Source organism: Aliiroseovarius crassostreae (genome assembly GCF_001307765.1).
GTDB lineage: Bacteria > Pseudomonadota > Alphaproteobacteria > Rhodobacterales > Rhodobacteraceae > Aliiroseovarius > Aliiroseovarius crassostreae.
Map to the genome: position 1 here is coordinate 80,583 of NZ_LKBA01000001.1, position 15,992 is coordinate 96,574.

Consider the following 15,992-nt stretch of genomic DNA (forward strand, 5'->3'; position numbering starts at 1 on the left):
AAACATCCTCTGTGTGATTTCATTTGTCGGGAGGCGGTGGCGATGGCCTTCCAACATGATCAGCTGGCTGCACCATCTCCCGCAGGAAAACCTTGTTGAGATTTTGTGGGAAATCAATCGGAATGATCCCCTTTCGTTCCAACCGACGGGCGACATGATTGGCTTGGATACGCGCCTCGGCGGCAAGAGCGCCGAGGGAAACATACCGATCAGAAAATACGGCAAGATCCGCCTCTGCAATCAACCTGCTGTGCCGCCGTTGTCGCTGATTCCAGTGCGGCCGTGTTGGTAAATGCCCCTGGCGCATGAACCAGGCGATTGTCTCGGTGTTTAAGTGGAGCGCGACGCGCGACTGCTCTATGGTCAGCCAGCCCTTGGGTGGCCAAGCCGCGGGTCCGTAGACGAGATCACGAAGCTCTTCACGATTCACGTATAGATCGCAGATCCTGTGCGCGCCTTGTTCCCGCCCCACGAAACTGAGCTGTTTTTCCACGATCATCGAGATGATCTCCTCGGCTTTGATTGAGGCGGCGCTGGCCACTGCCGCGATCCGAGAACAACCCGGTGGTGGCCCTTGGACCAGAACCGTCTGACCAAGGACCGCGTTTCTCAGATCGTCAATATCGTGCTGGGAGTAGAGGTCTGCGACATTTTCAGTGCTGAACACGGGACGTACCAAACCAACAGATTTGAACCGGTCGAACATATCGGGTGTCACGCCAAGTCGCTTGGCCGCCTTCACCCGTGGTAGATGAGACGCAATCTTCGAGAGCAGTGGCTCCACCTCGTCCACCGACAAAATCCTGCCCTTCTCCGTCATCTTCTTGAGCAATCGAACGGTTCGAGACGTGTTCAAACCGAACGTTGCCGCGGCGCTGTTCACCGAATGATATCTGCGCTCCTTGCACTCTTGCCCCAGCAGAAATGTACCGGCAGGGATCGGTTGATGGTCAAAGACAAACTCTGCAACCTCCGACACAAGCGGTTCATAGCGCTGATCAGATTGTACTGTGACGAGCCAACGCCAGAGGTTACCGAAGCCGGAATAATAGCCGCCCCGCGAAGACGGGCAATTTTTCCATATTTCGCAGAGGAGCGGTTGGAACCCATCCACGGAAGAGATCAGACGCTCAAAGGCTTCCCCTGTCGCTGCCGCAAGCTGGTCTGCCTTCAACTGCCCCGGGGAAGCCTGTGCTCCGAAGCAAAGCGCTACCCCCGCCTTTTCACAGAACTGGGCAACGACACTTATCTCAAGGCGGTCGAACCAATGGCCTGGCTTCTGCCCTTCGAGGCGGGTCAGCAGCCAGGCCTCGAATTGGCTTGTTCGAAAAGTATCATTGTCAGCCTCCTGCCGGACGAATTCAAATTTGTTGTCAACGATTTGGGCAAAGTCCATCGCGTAGCGCTGCGACTTGGCGTGCGGCAGCGTGATGATCGGCGATCCATGAACCGGACAGGTTCGAAACTGGGAGAGCTGCCAGTGCGCTCTGCTGTGCCGTTCCAGTCGCCCACCTCGACCATCGTCACCCACAACGCATCGCGGACACAGGCGTACCGCGCGACGGTGGGCCATGGGGCGGTCCAGGAGGTGGCCGCGAAAACTGAAACGTCCTTCTGGTCGTGGCTGGAAACTTTCCCGCGCGAGCAGCCCAGAATCTGCGCCAACGATATCGGCAAACTCTTCTATGGCAGACTGCCGACCATTTTGGAAATGTGGCCAGCTCACGCCGAGATCACTCACGCAATCCGCGACGTGGGTGATGCCGTGTTTCATGGCGATACGGGAGGCTAGACCGATGGCTGGTTCACCCGAAAAGGCGGGCAGTGTCAGATGCAGGGTGGTCATTTGCGCCTCCGTTTCGCCCCGAGTTCAGCGACATTTTCCTCCGGCGTTCGGCCAGCCAAGAGCAGACGAGCGTTGATGCCCGTGTAGTCTTCCCGAAGAAATGGATTGAAATCCGCCGCGCAGCCGGAGCGGCGCGCAAAGGCGTGCGCGAAACAGGAAGCGTTCAGTTCGGATGCCCCTTCTCGCATCGCAATTTCTATGGCGTCGAGAAGCAGTTCGACCGTCAGCCCGAACTCTCCGGCAGCAGCATGGATCAACCGCCTGCCGAATGACTTTTCCTGCACATTAGTGTTCATCGCGAGTTGGGCCGCTTGGGCGTAGCTCGCGACCATTTTCAACACGGGTTGGGTGTCTTGGGCCGCATCGAGCTTTTCAAACTGGACCGGCGAGAAGCGCCGGGCCAGTTGCGGGTCTTCATTTATGAGCGCCGTCAGTTGCGGCATCCCGCTCAGGATAACGCTGACGGGCCAGACCGGGTGGTTCATTAACGCTTTCAATGTGTTGATCATCGCCTGCATCTCGCGCGCGTTCTGGTTGATGCAGAGATCCTGCGCCTCGTCAAAATGAAGCACTAAAGTCTGTCGCAGGCGCAGGTTGCTGTGAACCAGATCCCAAATGATCGCCGATGTTCGGTCGCGGCGGAGCGGGTATCCAAGCACGTTCAGGCAGGCAAGGCCGACAAACTTGACGCTTGCCGGGGAGGGGATGCTCATGCTGACCGCTTCAGCCATTTCGACGCCGGGTTCCTGTGTCTGGAGATCAGGATAGGTGGTGAATAGCCGCCGGACCGCCGTGGTTTTGCCCGAGCCGGAATCGCCGATCACGGCGATACCGTGCGCTTCTTTTTGACCACCAAGTTCCAGATCTGCCCGTCGACGCTTGATGAGCCGGGTGAACGCGCTTTGCAGCTCGTGATAGTTCCGGTGGGTGAAAAACCGGGTCCGGAGGCTGGCAAGTGTTCTGTCGATATCATCCAGACCACCTGATGCCTTTGTGAAGGTTTGATCATTCATCGTCGAATCCCCAGTCATTTCCGCCGGTTTCATCGGGGCTGAATTGTTCCTTTTCTGTCCCCGTGGGGGCTGGTATTGGCGTTGTGTCCTGAGGCAGCTCGAAATGTTCCTCTGGCAGGGTGATCCGTTGCCCGAAGAAATCATCAGCGGGTGTTTCAAGTATCGCGGGACCGGTTCTGAAGCTGGTGCCGTTGAACAGATTGGCCTGAATGGCTTGGATTTGCTTGTGAGATGGCTCCCCAGGAAGAACGCCTGCCCGGATGCGCGCGGCCTTGTCGATGGCGAAGATTTCTTCGACCGCTCGCGTTCGGATCGGCTCCGACAGTTCCGCCTCATGAGCATGGCGTTGTTTGATCGCCCGGAACTTTTCGGTCCATTCGCTCAGCGAAACTCCATACAGCGGCTTGGCGGAAACAGCCTCCGCTGTCTCCCATTTCCCATCGATCTCGATTGAGATTGCCCCGATGTCCGCTGGGTCGGCTTTGACACGAAGTGCTGCTTTGCGGCCTTTAGCCCAAAGATGACGCAATGCTTCGCAGGAATAGTGGTGCGAAAACAGTTCGATCCCCTTTTTCGAGGGGATGCGAGAGAATTCCACACCCAGGGCTGCGCGAAGGGTGTGAATGTCGGCTGGTTCACTTACTGCAAATTGCTCTTCCAGCTCGCGCCAGCGGCTGGCAGGCGTTTGGCCATTGAGGCTGCGGTGAGGGCGGTTGTGATAATAGTCAATGACATAGAGCGAAAGAACTCGGGTCAGATCTTCATCGTCCAGAGCTGTGCGTTCCTCGGTCGGATAGTCGCCGCGCGCGACCGGATTGTGAAAAGTGCGCCCGCTTAGGTGGGGCATCAGGTTTTGGCTCAAATTCCCGAAAAAGCGTTCGTTGTGCGCTCTCATCTCCGGAATCTTGACTGGCGGATGCAGCAGCGTTCCGTGTAGGCTATTCACGGCGCAACTAAAGTCAGTCGAGACAAACGCAGCGCCTGTGTCTGCGCAAACTATTGAGAAGCCTGCGCAAAAGGACCATAAGGACTGCGCACCAATGGCGCGTGCATAGTCGGTTTTGTCGACCGACGCCATCCGCAATGCCCGCATGGCCGCTTCTGCGCTTGGCCGATCAACCACCAGGAGCGCTAGAATACAGCGGGTTGCGCAGTCGATGATCGCATACAGCCAGCGTCGGCCCTGCGGAACCTGATCGCGCAACTCGCGCGGTAGCTTTCGCAAAAGACCAATCCGCGAAAAGTACGTCCGAAGATCGACCTCCCATTCGTCGATCTCTATGCGTTCTCCGGGAAACTGTGTCATTTCCTGAATGCCAAGCCCACTTGATGCGAATTTTTTCCGGGCGGCATCAATACCCTCGCGCAGCGCTGTCATTTCAAAGGGATCGAGCTTGGCAATGCGGCGCTCGATGGTTCGAAGGCTGGGAATAGTCAGCGCCGGAAGCCCGTTTGCCTCTCGCGCAGCGTTGGTCTTCTTGATCATACCTCTGGTGTTGGTCGCGACGGTGCGAGCGTCGCTTCCGCCCTGCTTGCCGAACTCGCGGATGCCCTCCTGAATGAGCTCCTCGACTTCTGGATCGAAATAGCGCGTGCAGCATTCAAACTGCCGTTTTCGCGCGAGAACACGAAGGTCCAATCCAGATCGAACGAATTTTCGATAGTGCCGCCTGATGGATCTTGTGGAGGGGGGCTGCGGACAGACGACATGATCGCCGAACCTTGGATGACGACCGGGGAACTGCTGATTTGCAATTCCTTTTGTAAGTTTTGGAACAATTTCGCCCAGAGCCTTGGCCAGTCCCGCATCCGTCAATGTGACCCTGCCTTGGCATTCAAGATCATGGATCGCAGTCAGGATGCGCCCCATGAAGGCAATCCGACTCCGCTCGGAGGGCGCCAAGAGAGTGAGGTCGATGCTGGTTGCAGCCGGTGTGTTGTTGTGTGCAGGTGGCGGCGTGTATCGCCACCGCCCGTTTGCGCGGAGCAAAGCAATGTCCTCCCATGTGAAATATTCAACCACCGTGGGTTCGTCGAGCCTGCGTAGCGTGGTTCCGCTGTGGTCGGATGCTTCCGCCGCATATGAGGTTGAGCCGATTGTCACCGTGGACCCAGGACGAAGCGCCCGCACAATGGGACGAGTTTTTGGAAGCGGGAAAATTGTCATGCCGCCCTCGCTTTCACGAGGCTGTGCTCGCCGATCAGGCCTTCGCTCAAGACCTGAATTTTCCCTTGAAATGCGGCTCGAAATGCCGCGCGATAACCGCGCCCGGCAAGCCCCGCCAGAGTGGCAAGGTCGCCCATGCTCACTATCCCCTTGCGCTTCTCCAGCGCGGCTGTGAGGGCCTGATCTGCCACCGGGTCAGCATGTTTCGAGAACTCGAAATATCGAAGCGCATTTAGCGCTTGCGCGCGGGTGAAGTTCTGGTCAGTGACGAGGATCAGGTCATCGGCTAGTTCGCGAGGCAGATGCCGCTTTATGGCCCCAAGCTCTTCGCGAAGTTCGTTCGTAACTTTAGCCGCAGGTTTCACAGCGACTGCCAGCCTGCGTCCGTCCGTCAGAACGACCAAGAGGTCGATATGGTGGTGGCCTTTCTTGCCCGATGCGTCGATGAACGAAACTTCGAACGGTTGTTCGATCAGATCGGCGAAATTCGGGCGGGTTGCCGCCATGTGGATCGTCAAGAGTTCGAGCAGGCTCTCGAACTGGACCCGGAAGCGGTGACCGTCATGCGTTCTGGCTACCGTTGTCCAACCGCGACAGCTGAACCTAGACCGCATTGCGACGTTACGCGTGGCTCGCGACATGAAGGGAAGGGTGACGCCGGAGGTGTTCTCCGCGCCTTGAATGACACTCATCGGTGTTTTCCTTAGATATGTGAAACGGGTCGCGGGCAGTTGCCTGCACGCGTTTTTTCTTGACATTCGCTCGGGAAAAGACGACCAATGGCCTAGATTAAGAGGGTCATTGATCTTCACAAAGGGCTCGGAAGTTTCCACCTTCCGGGCCTTTGCCTTTTCTGGGTATCTGCTGATTTTTCTAGGTCATGATTGCCTACCTTCCTGAAGTGGCACTCCGGCCTCGCCCCAGATTTCGTCGATGTCTTTGCCGAGATGAGCCGCGATTGCAGTTTCAATTCGCTTTGAGACGTGCCGTCTCTTTGCGGCGTGCGTAACGGCAGAACGCCCGACGCCCAGTTCACGTGCAATCTTTGAGAAAGATGAGCCGCGTTCCCGCAGCGCAGCCTTCATTCGATTATGGTAGTCGTCGGTCATCGACATAAAGCACCTCAACAACGAATCACCTATCGAATCGCATCTAGCGAGTCGGAAATCAACAATTCAATTCGTTGAAAATAAAAGGTTTTGTTTATCAGGTGTCGCTGTCTGTTTTTTTGTGAGCGGCAAAATAAAACAGACAATGATAGTAGACATTTTCTACCTGGAGCGCAGGATAAATTCCCTAGGCTGACCGAGAAATCACTCTTGATTGAATAAGTCTGAAGGAGGCACGTTCAATGCCTCCGCAATCCGAAGGATCGTCTTGAGGCCAGGATTGCGCTCTCCACGTTCGATGCCACCGATGTAGGTTCGGTCAAGCTCCACGGTCAGCGCAAATCCTTCCTGCGAATAGCCCTGTGCCTTGCGCAGTTCGCGCAAGCGCTTCCCGAAATCCTCGACTGTAAACGTGCGCTCCATACCGCTGTAGCGCAAAAAAGGTGTTTAATCGTCCACGGACTAATCGTATCACTTTGGATGACAGAGGAGATTTCGATGACTTTGGTACGATTTGCCCACCAGTTGTTTATGGTTTCGCTGATTTCTTGCATCGCTGTTGCCGCCCAGGCCCAAGACAGCCTGACCGAAACGCTGACGCCGGAGCCGCGCCCTTACCCCTATGCGATCCTCGACATTCAGCCGGGAGCGGAGGCGATGGAGGCGAGCAGCATGTTCGGGGAGCGGATGATGCTGATCCTCATGCCTGAGCAGGTCGCGCTGCGGGTCGAAAATGGCGAAGGGCGCGCCTTCGCGCTGACCTTCGACCAGAAGCTGGTGACGCAAGGGGTGGGGTTGCACACCCGCATGGGCCGCGATCCCTATGCCGAGATCAACGCCACGCTGGCGACCGAGGCCATGGGCGGGCGGGTGCTGCAAATCCGGCGCACGATCCGCGAGCCGAACGAGAACCTGCCAGAGCCAGCAGCGCTAATCGCGCGATTGGAAGAGCGTTATGGTCCGCCCTCAAAGCGCGACGGGAGCAGCGCAACATGGGCTTGGGGCGAAGAGGGTTTCATCCCCGATCTCGACGGCCAGCCGCTGCATGAGATCACCGCCGTCAGCCAATTCGGGTCGCGCAAGACGATCCAGTACCGGCCTTGTTCGACTGGCTTTAGTGCCGAAGCCGAGTACCGTTTCCGCCAGCACCGCGAAACGCCGATCATGCCCGGTTGCACGGCACTTTTCACGGTGGGGGTTAGCGGCGGCGCGCAGCTCTCGACGGTCAGCTTTTCGCTGACCGATTTCGACCTGATCCGCCAGCATGTGGCCGAGGTGGATCGTCAGATACTCGAAGCCTTGACCAGCGACGCGCCGGGCGCGCCCGCCGATATGGACCTGTGACACCATGACCGGCACAGCGGAAACGCAGACCTGCCCGTTCTGCTACTCCGAGCTGGACGCCCGCGCGACCGTCTGCGGGCAATGTGGCGCTGTCAAAGACCTCACCCCCGCATGGATGAGCCGCCTGAAGTTCTATGGCTTGAGTATGGGCCTTGTTTTGGTTGGGCTGTTCCTCGCCGTCGTCGACGGCAAGGGGATTAATTGGTGGGCGGTGCCTTTCGTCGTGATCGGAGCCGCCTTTCTAGCGATGGGCCGCAAGGTCGACCTGTCTGACCAGCTTTGGCATCGAAAGGAATGAATGATTTTATTGAACGAGCGCACTTATCTAGACGCGGTCAAGCACCAATTTGGCCGCACGGAGTCGACAAGCCTCAGCGAGCGCGCCTGCAAACTTACAGACGGCGTGAGGCGCGCAGTGCGGGGGGCGCGAGGGGGCAGGATTCAAACAAGTCGCAAGGACTCTTTGATTAGCGCACGATCGACAGCTGGTAAAAGCGACCTAAATCGGCTACGAGGCCCACATGATCAAAGTACGCGCACATATCACCCTGATTTAGCGCCCGCAGAATGGCGGGCGGCTTTGAGCTGTTCGCCGACAGATGTTCCCCATCACTGCAACGCCTCTGACGCCGCCGCAGCCATCTGGTATGACGGAGGCAAGGACATGACCAACTGGTATACGGCAGACACCCATTTCGGGCATGAGAACGTCATCGCGCTGTGCGGACGGCCCTTTCGCAATGCCGGTCACATGGACACTGTGCTGATCGAGAACCTGTGGACCAAGGTCCGCCCCGAGGATGATCTCTGGATCATCGGTGACTTTGCCTTCGGGCCGAAGGCCAAAGAGGCCAGCTACCTGGAAACCCTTTTCGGGCAGCTACCGGGCGCGCGCAAACATCTGGTCGTTGGAAATCATGATCTGGAACCGACACTGGCCTTGCCTTGGGACAGCATTTCGCACCTAGCGGAGGTCAAGGATGGCCCGGACGACCAGGCGCATACCCTGTGCCACTATCCCATGATTACGTGGAACCGTGCCCGACGCGGTGCGCTTCAAATCTTCGGTCACGTCCACAACAATTGGAAAGGGTCGCGCAACAGCGTCAACGTGGGCGTCGATGTCTGGGATTTCATGCCGGTTCGGTTTGAGGATATTGCCCGACGCGCCAAAACCCTGCCCGTGAACAGGCACTGGACGGATGTCGAGCACAAGGCGAAGGAATTCTGAGATGTCCCGCTCCTACCGGAAAACCCCGATCTGCGGGATGACCACCGCCGCGAGCGACAAGGTCTTCAAGAAAGCCGAGCACAAACGCGCCCGCCGCGCCGTGAACGCGCGAGACCTGACGCTGGATGATGCCCCGATGGGCAAAGCTTTTGGCAACCCATGGGGCGCACCCAAAGACGGGAAGCAATGGATCGACGCCAGTCGCTTCCCCGAGATCATGAGAAAGTAAACGCTATGGCTCGATTTCTGGTCTGGAGCGACCTGCATGATGAATTCTGGGACGGCTTCGACCTGCCCGACCTGTCCGCGCCAGTGGACGGGGTGCTGATTGCGGGCGACACGCATACCATGGGTCGCCATCTGGATATCCCAGCACGGGCGGCGCGCAAGTATGGCTGCCCAGTCGTGGTGATCTGGGGCAACCACGAACCCTACGGCTCGATCTGGTCGGAGCTTCTGACCGATGAGGAACGCCAACTTACCGAGCTGCGCGCCAATGGACTCGATATTCGCGTGCTGCACGGCGCGGCCACCGAGATCGCAGGGGTGCGCATTATTGGCGCGCCGCTGTGGACCGATCTGCAACTTTATCCCGAGTTCGACTATCTTGCCGAAATCATGGTCTCCAGCCAGATGATGGATTATCGCGCGATCCGAACTGCGCCGAAGGCCAAGTTTACGCTCGATCACATGCGAAGGCAGCACGCAAAAGACAAGAAGGCCATACTTGCTGAGCTGAGCAAGCCCCATGATGGCAAAACGGTCGTCATGACCCATCATATGCCCGTCCGTGAGTTGATCGCCCCGTGGCGAACTGTCGGCAGCAACATAAACCGCGCGCTGAACAACGCCTTTGCCAGCGATCTCTGGGATGAAATCCGAGGCTTCGACATCCACACGTGGGTTTGGGGCCATAGCCATGAGGGGGAGGCCTGGACCGGCGAGGGAGACCTTGGCCCGATCCGCTTTGTCACGAACCAGCGGGGGTATCCGGGGGAAGGGACTGAGTTCGACCCGGCCTGTGTGCTGGAGGTCTGATACGCCTAAGGACGCAACAGTGTGGAAACTGTTGGAAGCGTTTACTTCGCCCAGCCACATATACCCCCTAGAACGCGTTGCAGCGTCGGGTACAAACACAGAAATCAGCTCCTGCATTGTGCCTATCGGGAACGGCTAGATGCGGTACGGGCCATCTAAACAGCTGCTCAAGCACCAAACACCCCATAGACTTCCAGCCTGACTTCCACTAACTTCCATTCAGGAGGTGCCTATGGCAAACGAACTGACCTTTGAAGCGATCCGAGGTGTGCAGTCTCGCACTGCCTACTACACCGTCATGGTTCCGATGAAAATGGTTCCTCGCCTTTTCATCTTCGACGGAGACGATCTGCCGCCTGATCTACGCGCACAACGTGTATTGTCGAAAGCGAGGGTGCCGCAAATTGCGAACTATCTGGCGGAAAATTGGGACAATTATATTCTGTCCTCACTTTGCGCTTCTGTCGATGGAGATCTCACATTCACGCCCGCCAGCAGTGACGGTGCACTAAAAAATGTCGGGACTCTCAGTTTTGCTATGGATGCACGTATTATCCTAAACGACGGTCAGCATCGCCGGGCGGCTATCGAAGATGCCTTGAAGACACGGCCTGCTTTAGAGAACGAAACAATATCGGTCGTTATATTTGCGGATCGCGGCTTGGAACGAAGCCAGCAAATGTTTGCCGATTTAAATATGAACGCGGTGCGTCCCTCGAATTCACTCAACATTCTTTACGACAAGCGCGATCCGCTTGCAGGTCTCTCCGTTGAAGTGTTTCGCCAAGTCCCATTCTTTAACCGCTTTCTCGAGCTCGAAAAAAAATCTCTCTCAAACCGAACAACGAAACTCTACACCCTTTCAAGTTTGCAGCAAGCGCATGAGTGGATGGTCGGCCCTGCAGGTGATCGCTTTGGCACTTCTACGCTCGATAAGGTCGTGCGGTTCTGGAATTCGCTCTATGACATTATGGATGATTGGCAAAGGCTGGACGGCGGTAGCCTGAATGCACATGACCTTCGGCAGAATACAGTGCACTCCCATGGTGTTTTGCTGCAGTCCTTCGGTGTTCTCGGTGGGGCGCTGATCGATGCCTTTCCTGAAACATGGGCCGAGAAGCTACAATCTCTGTCATCCTTAGACTGGTCACGGCGCAATGCGGCCCTTTGGGAGGGTAAGGTAATGAACGACGCGCGTATGAATGGGCAACGCAGAAGCGTTCTACTTGGCGCCGCCGTCTTGTTTGAAACAGTCGGTTTGCCATTGGAGCCCAGAATGAAAGCTGCAATCGATGCACAGGGCCAGGTTGCCGCATGAGCCAAGGCAAAAACACCAATATGATTAACACCCCACTCACCTTCGACGCACTAGAGGAACGGATCAGAGTCGCCTATTGCAACGATAATCGACCCTGGGTCATTGGATATAGTGGCGGAAAAGACTCGACCTGCGCACTGCAGATGATCTGGCGGGCGTTACAAGCGCTACCAGCACCGGAGCGGCAGAAGCCGATTTACGTATTGAGCTCGGACACATTGGTGGAAACACCGGTGATTGTGGATTATATCGACGAGGCGCTCGCGAGGATAAATAGCTCCGCCAAGGCACAAGGAATGCCAATTACGGCACATAAGGTCCTACCAGATGTTGGCGATAGCTTTTGGGTCAATCTCATAGGACGTGGCTATCCCGCGCCCTCGCGGCGGTTTCGATGGTGTACTGAACGTCTGAAAATTGACCCCGCGAATGCCTTTATCAAGCAACGCGTCGCCGAGTTTGGCGAAGTTGTCATGGTCCTCGGCGTGCGAAGCGCAGAAAGCGCAACACGCGCGCAAGTCATTGCACTTCATAAATTGGAGGGGAGCCTGTTTTCAAGACACTCCTCGCTTCTTGGCGCTTTTGTTTTCACACCAATCGAAGCACTCTCGGTCGACGATGTGTGGGACTATATTCTCCAAACCCCTTCTCCTTGGGGTGCGGACAACCGCCAACTTCTGAAAATGTACCGCAACGCTCAAGCAGGCGAATGCCCGCTCGTGGTCGATAAAAATACAGAAAGTTGCGGCAATTCGCGATTTGGATGCTGGGTATGCACCGTCGTAACAAAAGATAAAGCTATGGAAGCGATGGTTGACAACGGCGAAGAGTGGCTTGAACCGCTGTTGGAAGTCCGCGACTTTCTGGCTGAAACGCTTGACCCGGAACGGAAGAAAGTTGTCCGTGATTATAGAAGGCGAACAGGACGGGTCACACTCAATCGTTCTGGCGATGGCTTAATACCAGGCCCGTACAAGTTTGAGTTCCGTCAGGAAGTTTTAAAGCGACTGCTGGAAGCCCAGAAAGAAGCCGCCAACCTAGTTGTGGACGAACCTGCGCCGACACTTATCCATGAAGTCGAAATCCATGAAATCCAACGCATTTGGCGCAGAGAATTGGGAGATTGGGGCAACACCGCATATCGGATCGTGAAGGAGAAACTAGGCAAAGATCTTTTCGCTCATAAAGTGGATGACTTTGAGTTTTCGTCGCGAGACGGTGACATCCTGCGGCAGGTTTGCGATGAGCACGAAATTCCATTGCAGCTACTGAGTGAGTTACTTGATGCTGAACGATCGGTTCAAGGGATGCGCCGCCGCACGTCGATCCACAGCAGGATCGCCAACATCCTCGAGAAAGAATGGCGCCCAGAAGAAGAAGTGCTCGCTGATTTGGCGATCGACACAGAAGAGGACGAACCTTCGGAAGAAGGACTAGTTTGATGAAGTTCAGCGAAATAACTCTCGAAAATATTGGCCTCTACGTCGGGAAGCATAGTTTCAATCTCGAGACCACGCCCGCAGACGGATCTAATGTCGTTGCTATTCTTGGGCACAATGGCGGCGGCAAGACCACCTTTCTGGACGCAATCCGGTTGGCTCTCTACGGCCGTAGAGCGCTCGGACCAAGGACCGCTCAGTCGACTTACGAAGATCATCTTCTAAGGAAAATCAGCGCAACAGCCTCTTCCCGTGACGCTGCGATCACGCTTTCATTTGAGAGAGTGGAGAATGGGCAGGACGTTTCTTACTCGGTCACCAGAGCATGGTCAGCCAGAGGCAGGTCGATTGTCGAAAGTCTGGACCTTGTGAGGGAAGGTCAACCAATCTTGGATTTGGACCGCACTGAATATGCTCAGTACGTCGAAGAACTGGTGCCCTTTGGTCTCTCCCAACTGTTCTTCTTCGACGGGGAGAAGATCCAGGAGATTGCGGACGAGGACGGCAGCGTCGGCCTGCGAGATGCCATTCGCTCTCTCCTCGGGTTGGACATTATCGATCAATTGCATACTGACTTGACGGTCTATACTAGCCGCCGAGCTGACCAAGACACATCAGGGAACATCGAGCGTTTGCTCGCGGAGCGTGAAACTCTACAAAAAGAGCTCGCGGCTCAACAAGATCTTCGCGCCGAACTACAGAGCAAGTGCGATCAAGCGGCCAGGCGCGTAGAGCGAGCAGAAGCCGCATTTCGTAGCGAAGGCGGCCGTCATGCACGTTCGCGCGAAGAAGTGCTTGCGAGACTTCGTTCAGCTGAAGAGGATCAGGCCGAGTTGAGCGCGCAGCTGAAGCGCGGAGCAAATGAGCTCTTGCCGCTGAGCCTGGCCCCAGTGTTGGTGCAAAAGCTACATCGTAAAGCCAGCGAGGTGCGACGGGTAAATTACTCGCACGCCATCAAGGATTTCATCGACGCGTTCGAAAAACACTGCCGCACCGGCCGTCCAACAATGGGCCTTTGGTCTGACGATCACTTTGACGACCTTCGATCAGATGTCAGCACAGAAGGTGGGGGGCGGAATGTGCACCTCTGGGCCGAGCCGGATTGGATTCTTCAACGACTTAGTCAGCTCAGTGATGGCCGCCAAGACCTAATGGCACAGCTTGCGGTTAAGCTCGACCGGAATCGAGAACTCAAAGCGAAGCTAAAGAGGGAGCTGGATGGTTTCGACACGGGACAAGCAGAACAGGCACTTGCAGAGCTAAAAGAGGCAGAGCGAACCCTCGGAGGGCTGGAGCGTGATCTGCATCTCCGTGATGAAGAAATCGAACGAAAGATGCGAGAACTGGACACGCTCGAGCGCCGTTTCACGCACGAGGAAACTGCGCTAAAGAAACTGGCGCAAGAAGAGAGAGGTTCCGATCTCGCTCTACGTGCTCAAGCCGCGCTTTCATCTTTCGGCAGTGCTTTGCTGAACGATCGGATCCACCGCCTGCAAACGGAATTCGTTGATTGTTTCAATCGCCTAATCCGCAAGAAGTCGTTGGTTTCCAACGTGGAAATCGACCCAAGCGACTTCAGCGTGATCCTGATCGGGGCTGACGGCGTTGCCATCGAGAAAAGCAGCCTGTCAGCAGGAGAACGTCAGATATATGCGATTTCCATGCTTTGGGCGCTAGGCAATACGAGCGGCCGTCAATTGCCGATCGTCATTGATACCCCCTTCTCGCGGCTCGACCAGACTCATCGGCTCTCCATTGTGAGAGACTATCTGCCGACGGCAAGTAGCCAAGTGATCTTGCTTTGCACCGATACAGAGATGACGCCATCTCTCGCCGAGTGCCTTACGCCACACATCGCCCGGACCTACAAACTTGAAGCGACTACGGAGGCCAGGAGAACCTCAATCTTCTCCGTCAGGGATCTGTATGAGGAGCTCGCCTGATGCATTTTACAAAACTCAAAGTGTCATCAGAAGCCACCGGTCGCCTAAGAATGTTGCGGCAACGCAGCGGCCTTACGCCAAACCTATTGTGCCGAATGGCGCTAACCTCATCGCTGGAGATGGGGCCTGTAGGCGAAATGGCTACGCCTGAGGAGAGCGGACAAGAATTCAACGCGTACACGTTGTTCGGATCTGATCAACCAATTTTCCTGTCCCTTCTCTCGCTTGTTGAGACAAGCGACGACGAAGAGCTAGACGACGAAGAGCTTTTACGCCGCCTGCGGTGCCACATAGACCGCGGCATAGGTTATATAGCCATACGCATCGACACACCTGCCGATGCAGCCAGGCTGCTATCCGGGGAGGCCGCATGACCCGAGCTCCAATCTATCTCGATCACAATGCCTCTACTCCCGTAGACGAAGAGGTCATCGCCAAGATCGTAGCGGCGATGCGCGAATTGCCAGCCAATCCATCTGCAGTGGATCATCGCGAAGGAGCTGCCGCCTCGGCTGCCGTTGAAAACGCCCGCGAGCGAGTAGCGAAGGGGATCAATGCGAGATCTGCCGACATCATCTTCGTGAGTGGCGCGACCGAGGCCAACAACCTGGCAATTGTCGGTGCGATGCAAGCCACGAACAAGACGGGCTGTAGCAAGATCGTGACCGTCGCAACAGAACATCCATCAGTACTCGAAGTAGCCAAACACGTTGGTGCCACTGACGAGATCGTCGTGCTCCCCGTTGACGAACAAGGACAGATCGACCTCGATTTACTTGAATCTGAGCTTAAAAGAGGCACAACGCTTGTTAGCTGCATGGCCGCGAATAATGAAACGGGAGTCTACCATCCCCTCTCGGAAATCGGGCAGCTTTGTGAAAAGTACGGCGCTCTCTTTCACTGCGACCTTACCCAACTGACTGCATACCACCCCATCGACGTCCAGTCGTCTAACATTCACCTCGCAAGTCTTTCCGGTCACAAAATGTATGGCCCCAAGGGAACGGGTGCACTCTATTGCCGTCGCCGGCGCCCTCATGTCGCGCTTGAACCAATCCTCCGAGGGGGTGGCCAAGAGCGCGGGCTGCGCTCTGGCACGCTCAATACGCCTGGGATCGTCGGGTTAGCGGCAGCTTTCGAGGTGAGAGAACCGCGGTTAAAAAATGCCGCCGGTATCGCTGATCTTCGCGACACCTTGGAGCGACGACTTGTCCAGGAAACAGGCGCCTTCGTAAATGGTGGCGAGTCTAATCGCCTACCCAATACCGTCAACCTATCCATTCCCGGCATTGAACCACTAGCGCTCATGAGGCGGCTAAGTAAGCAGATTACTTTCTCGAGCTCTAGCGCCTGTTCTACGCAGTCAGTACAAGACTCGCACGTTCTTGAAGCTATGTTCGGACCGAACACTGAGCGAACGAAATGCGCATTTCGCCTCGGTCTCGGCTTCGGAACGACGAAGGATCAAGTCGAGACTGCCGCTGAACTATTTATCGAAGCTGTTTCCGGCATTCGTCAGGGCCGCGTAGGGAGCGCCGCCTAGC

16 protein-coding genes are annotated in these 15,992 nt (G+C 56.2%); 10 read left to right on the forward strand and 6 right to left on the reverse strand.

Annotation, left to right across the window (positions count from 1 at the left end; all coding sequences use genetic code 11):
- Window positions 1-19 precede the first annotated feature (19 nt).
- The 6 genes from AKJ29_RS00505 to AKJ29_RS00535 form a co-directional block, all read right to left on the reverse strand.
- Window positions 20-1,846 carry a TniQ family protein gene (locus AKJ29_RS00505; RefSeq protein WP_074963749.1) on the reverse strand — a complete coding sequence of 609 codons (1,827 nt, stop codon included), beginning with the start codon at window positions 1,844-1,846 and terminating at the stop codon, window positions 20-22.
- Complete coding sequence (locus tag AKJ29_RS00515; protein WP_055187237.1) at window positions 1,843-2,859, reverse strand: TniB family NTP-binding protein; 1,017 nt, start codon at window positions 2,857-2,859, stop codon at window positions 1,843-1,845. Before AKJ29_RS00515 ends, AKJ29_RS00505 begins: the two co-directional genes overlap by 4 nt.
- Window positions 2,852-4,729 (reverse strand): transposase family protein, encoded by a 1,878-nt coding sequence (locus tag AKJ29_RS19570; protein ID WP_161805353.1) that lies wholly within the window; start codon window positions 4,727-4,729, stop codon window positions 2,852-2,854. The genes AKJ29_RS00515 and AKJ29_RS19570 overlap by 8 nt, the downstream gene beginning before the upstream one ends.
- A gap of 293 nt (window positions 4,730-5,022) precedes the next feature.
- Window positions 5,023-5,718 carry a hypothetical protein gene (locus AKJ29_RS00525; RefSeq protein ID WP_055187239.1) on the reverse strand — a complete coding sequence of 232 codons (696 nt, stop codon included), beginning with the start codon at window positions 5,716-5,718 and terminating at the stop codon, window positions 5,023-5,025.
- 186 nt (window positions 5,719-5,904) lie between these two features.
- Window positions 5,905-6,135: a helix-turn-helix domain-containing protein gene (locus AKJ29_RS00530; RefSeq protein WP_161805354.1), complete on the reverse strand. Its 231-nt coding sequence runs from the start codon at window positions 6,133-6,135 to the stop codon at window positions 5,905-5,907.
- A 204-nt stretch (window positions 6,136-6,339) separates the two neighbouring features.
- Window positions 6,340-6,558 carry a helix-turn-helix domain-containing protein gene (locus AKJ29_RS00535; protein WP_055187241.1) on the reverse strand — a complete coding sequence of 73 codons (219 nt, stop codon included), beginning with the start codon at window positions 6,556-6,558 and terminating at the stop codon, window positions 6,340-6,342.
- A 75-nt stretch (window positions 6,559-6,633) separates the two neighbouring features.
- Here AKJ29_RS00535 and AKJ29_RS00540 point away from each other — a divergent pair, with 75 nt between their 5' ends.
- The 10 genes from AKJ29_RS00540 (at window position 6,634) to AKJ29_RS00585 (ending at window position 15,991) form a co-directional block, all read left to right on the forward strand.
- Window positions 6,634-7,479, forward strand: a complete 846-nt coding sequence (locus tag AKJ29_RS00540) for a hypothetical protein (protein WP_055187242.1) — start codon at window positions 6,634-6,636, stop codon at window positions 7,477-7,479.
- Between the two features lie 4 nt (window positions 7,480-7,483).
- Window positions 7,484-7,777, forward strand: a complete 294-nt coding sequence (locus AKJ29_RS00545) for a hypothetical protein (RefSeq protein ID WP_055187243.1) — start codon at window positions 7,484-7,486, stop codon at window positions 7,775-7,777.
- A 366-nt stretch (window positions 7,778-8,143) separates the two neighbouring features.
- Window positions 8,144-8,710 carry a hypothetical protein gene (locus AKJ29_RS00550; RefSeq protein WP_055187480.1) on the forward strand — a complete coding sequence of 189 codons (567 nt, stop codon included), beginning with the start codon at window positions 8,144-8,146 and terminating at the stop codon, window positions 8,708-8,710.
- Between the two features lies 1 nt (window position 8,711).
- Window positions 8,712-8,939: a hypothetical protein gene (locus AKJ29_RS00555; protein WP_055187244.1), complete on the forward strand. Its 228-nt coding sequence runs from the start codon at window positions 8,712-8,714 to the stop codon at window positions 8,937-8,939.
- Window positions 8,940-8,944: 5 nt separating this feature from the next.
- Window positions 8,945-9,748: a metallophosphoesterase gene (locus AKJ29_RS00560; protein WP_055187245.1), complete on the forward strand. Its 804-nt coding sequence runs from the start codon at window positions 8,945-8,947 to the stop codon at window positions 9,746-9,748.
- 232 nt (window positions 9,749-9,980) lie between these two features.
- Window positions 9,981-11,066, forward strand: a complete 1,086-nt coding sequence (dndB, locus tag AKJ29_RS00565) for a DNA sulfur modification protein DndB (protein ID WP_055187246.1) — start codon at window positions 9,981-9,983, stop codon at window positions 11,064-11,066.
- Window positions 11,063-12,508: a DNA phosphorothioation system sulfurtransferase DndC gene (gene dndC / locus AKJ29_RS00570; RefSeq protein WP_055187247.1), complete on the forward strand. Its 1,446-nt coding sequence runs from the start codon at window positions 11,063-11,065 to the stop codon at window positions 12,506-12,508. The genes dndB and dndC overlap by 4 nt, the downstream gene beginning before the upstream one ends.
- A complete protein-coding gene (dndD, locus tag AKJ29_RS00575; protein WP_055187248.1) occupies window positions 12,508-14,448 on the forward strand; it encodes a DNA sulfur modification protein DndD in 1,941 nt (646 codons plus the stop codon). Before dndC ends, dndD begins: the two co-directional genes overlap by 1 nt.
- Entirely contained in the window at window positions 14,448-14,822 is a 375-nt protein-coding gene (gene dndE / locus AKJ29_RS00580; protein WP_055187249.1) for a DNA sulfur modification protein DndE, read from the forward strand. Before dndD ends, dndE begins: the two co-directional genes overlap by 1 nt.
- Window positions 14,819-15,991 (forward strand): cysteine desulfurase family protein, encoded by a 1,173-nt coding sequence (locus tag AKJ29_RS00585; RefSeq protein WP_055187250.1) that lies wholly within the window; start codon window positions 14,819-14,821, stop codon window positions 15,989-15,991. The genes dndE and AKJ29_RS00585 overlap by 4 nt, the downstream gene beginning before the upstream one ends.
- Window position 15,992: the final 1 nt, after the last annotated feature.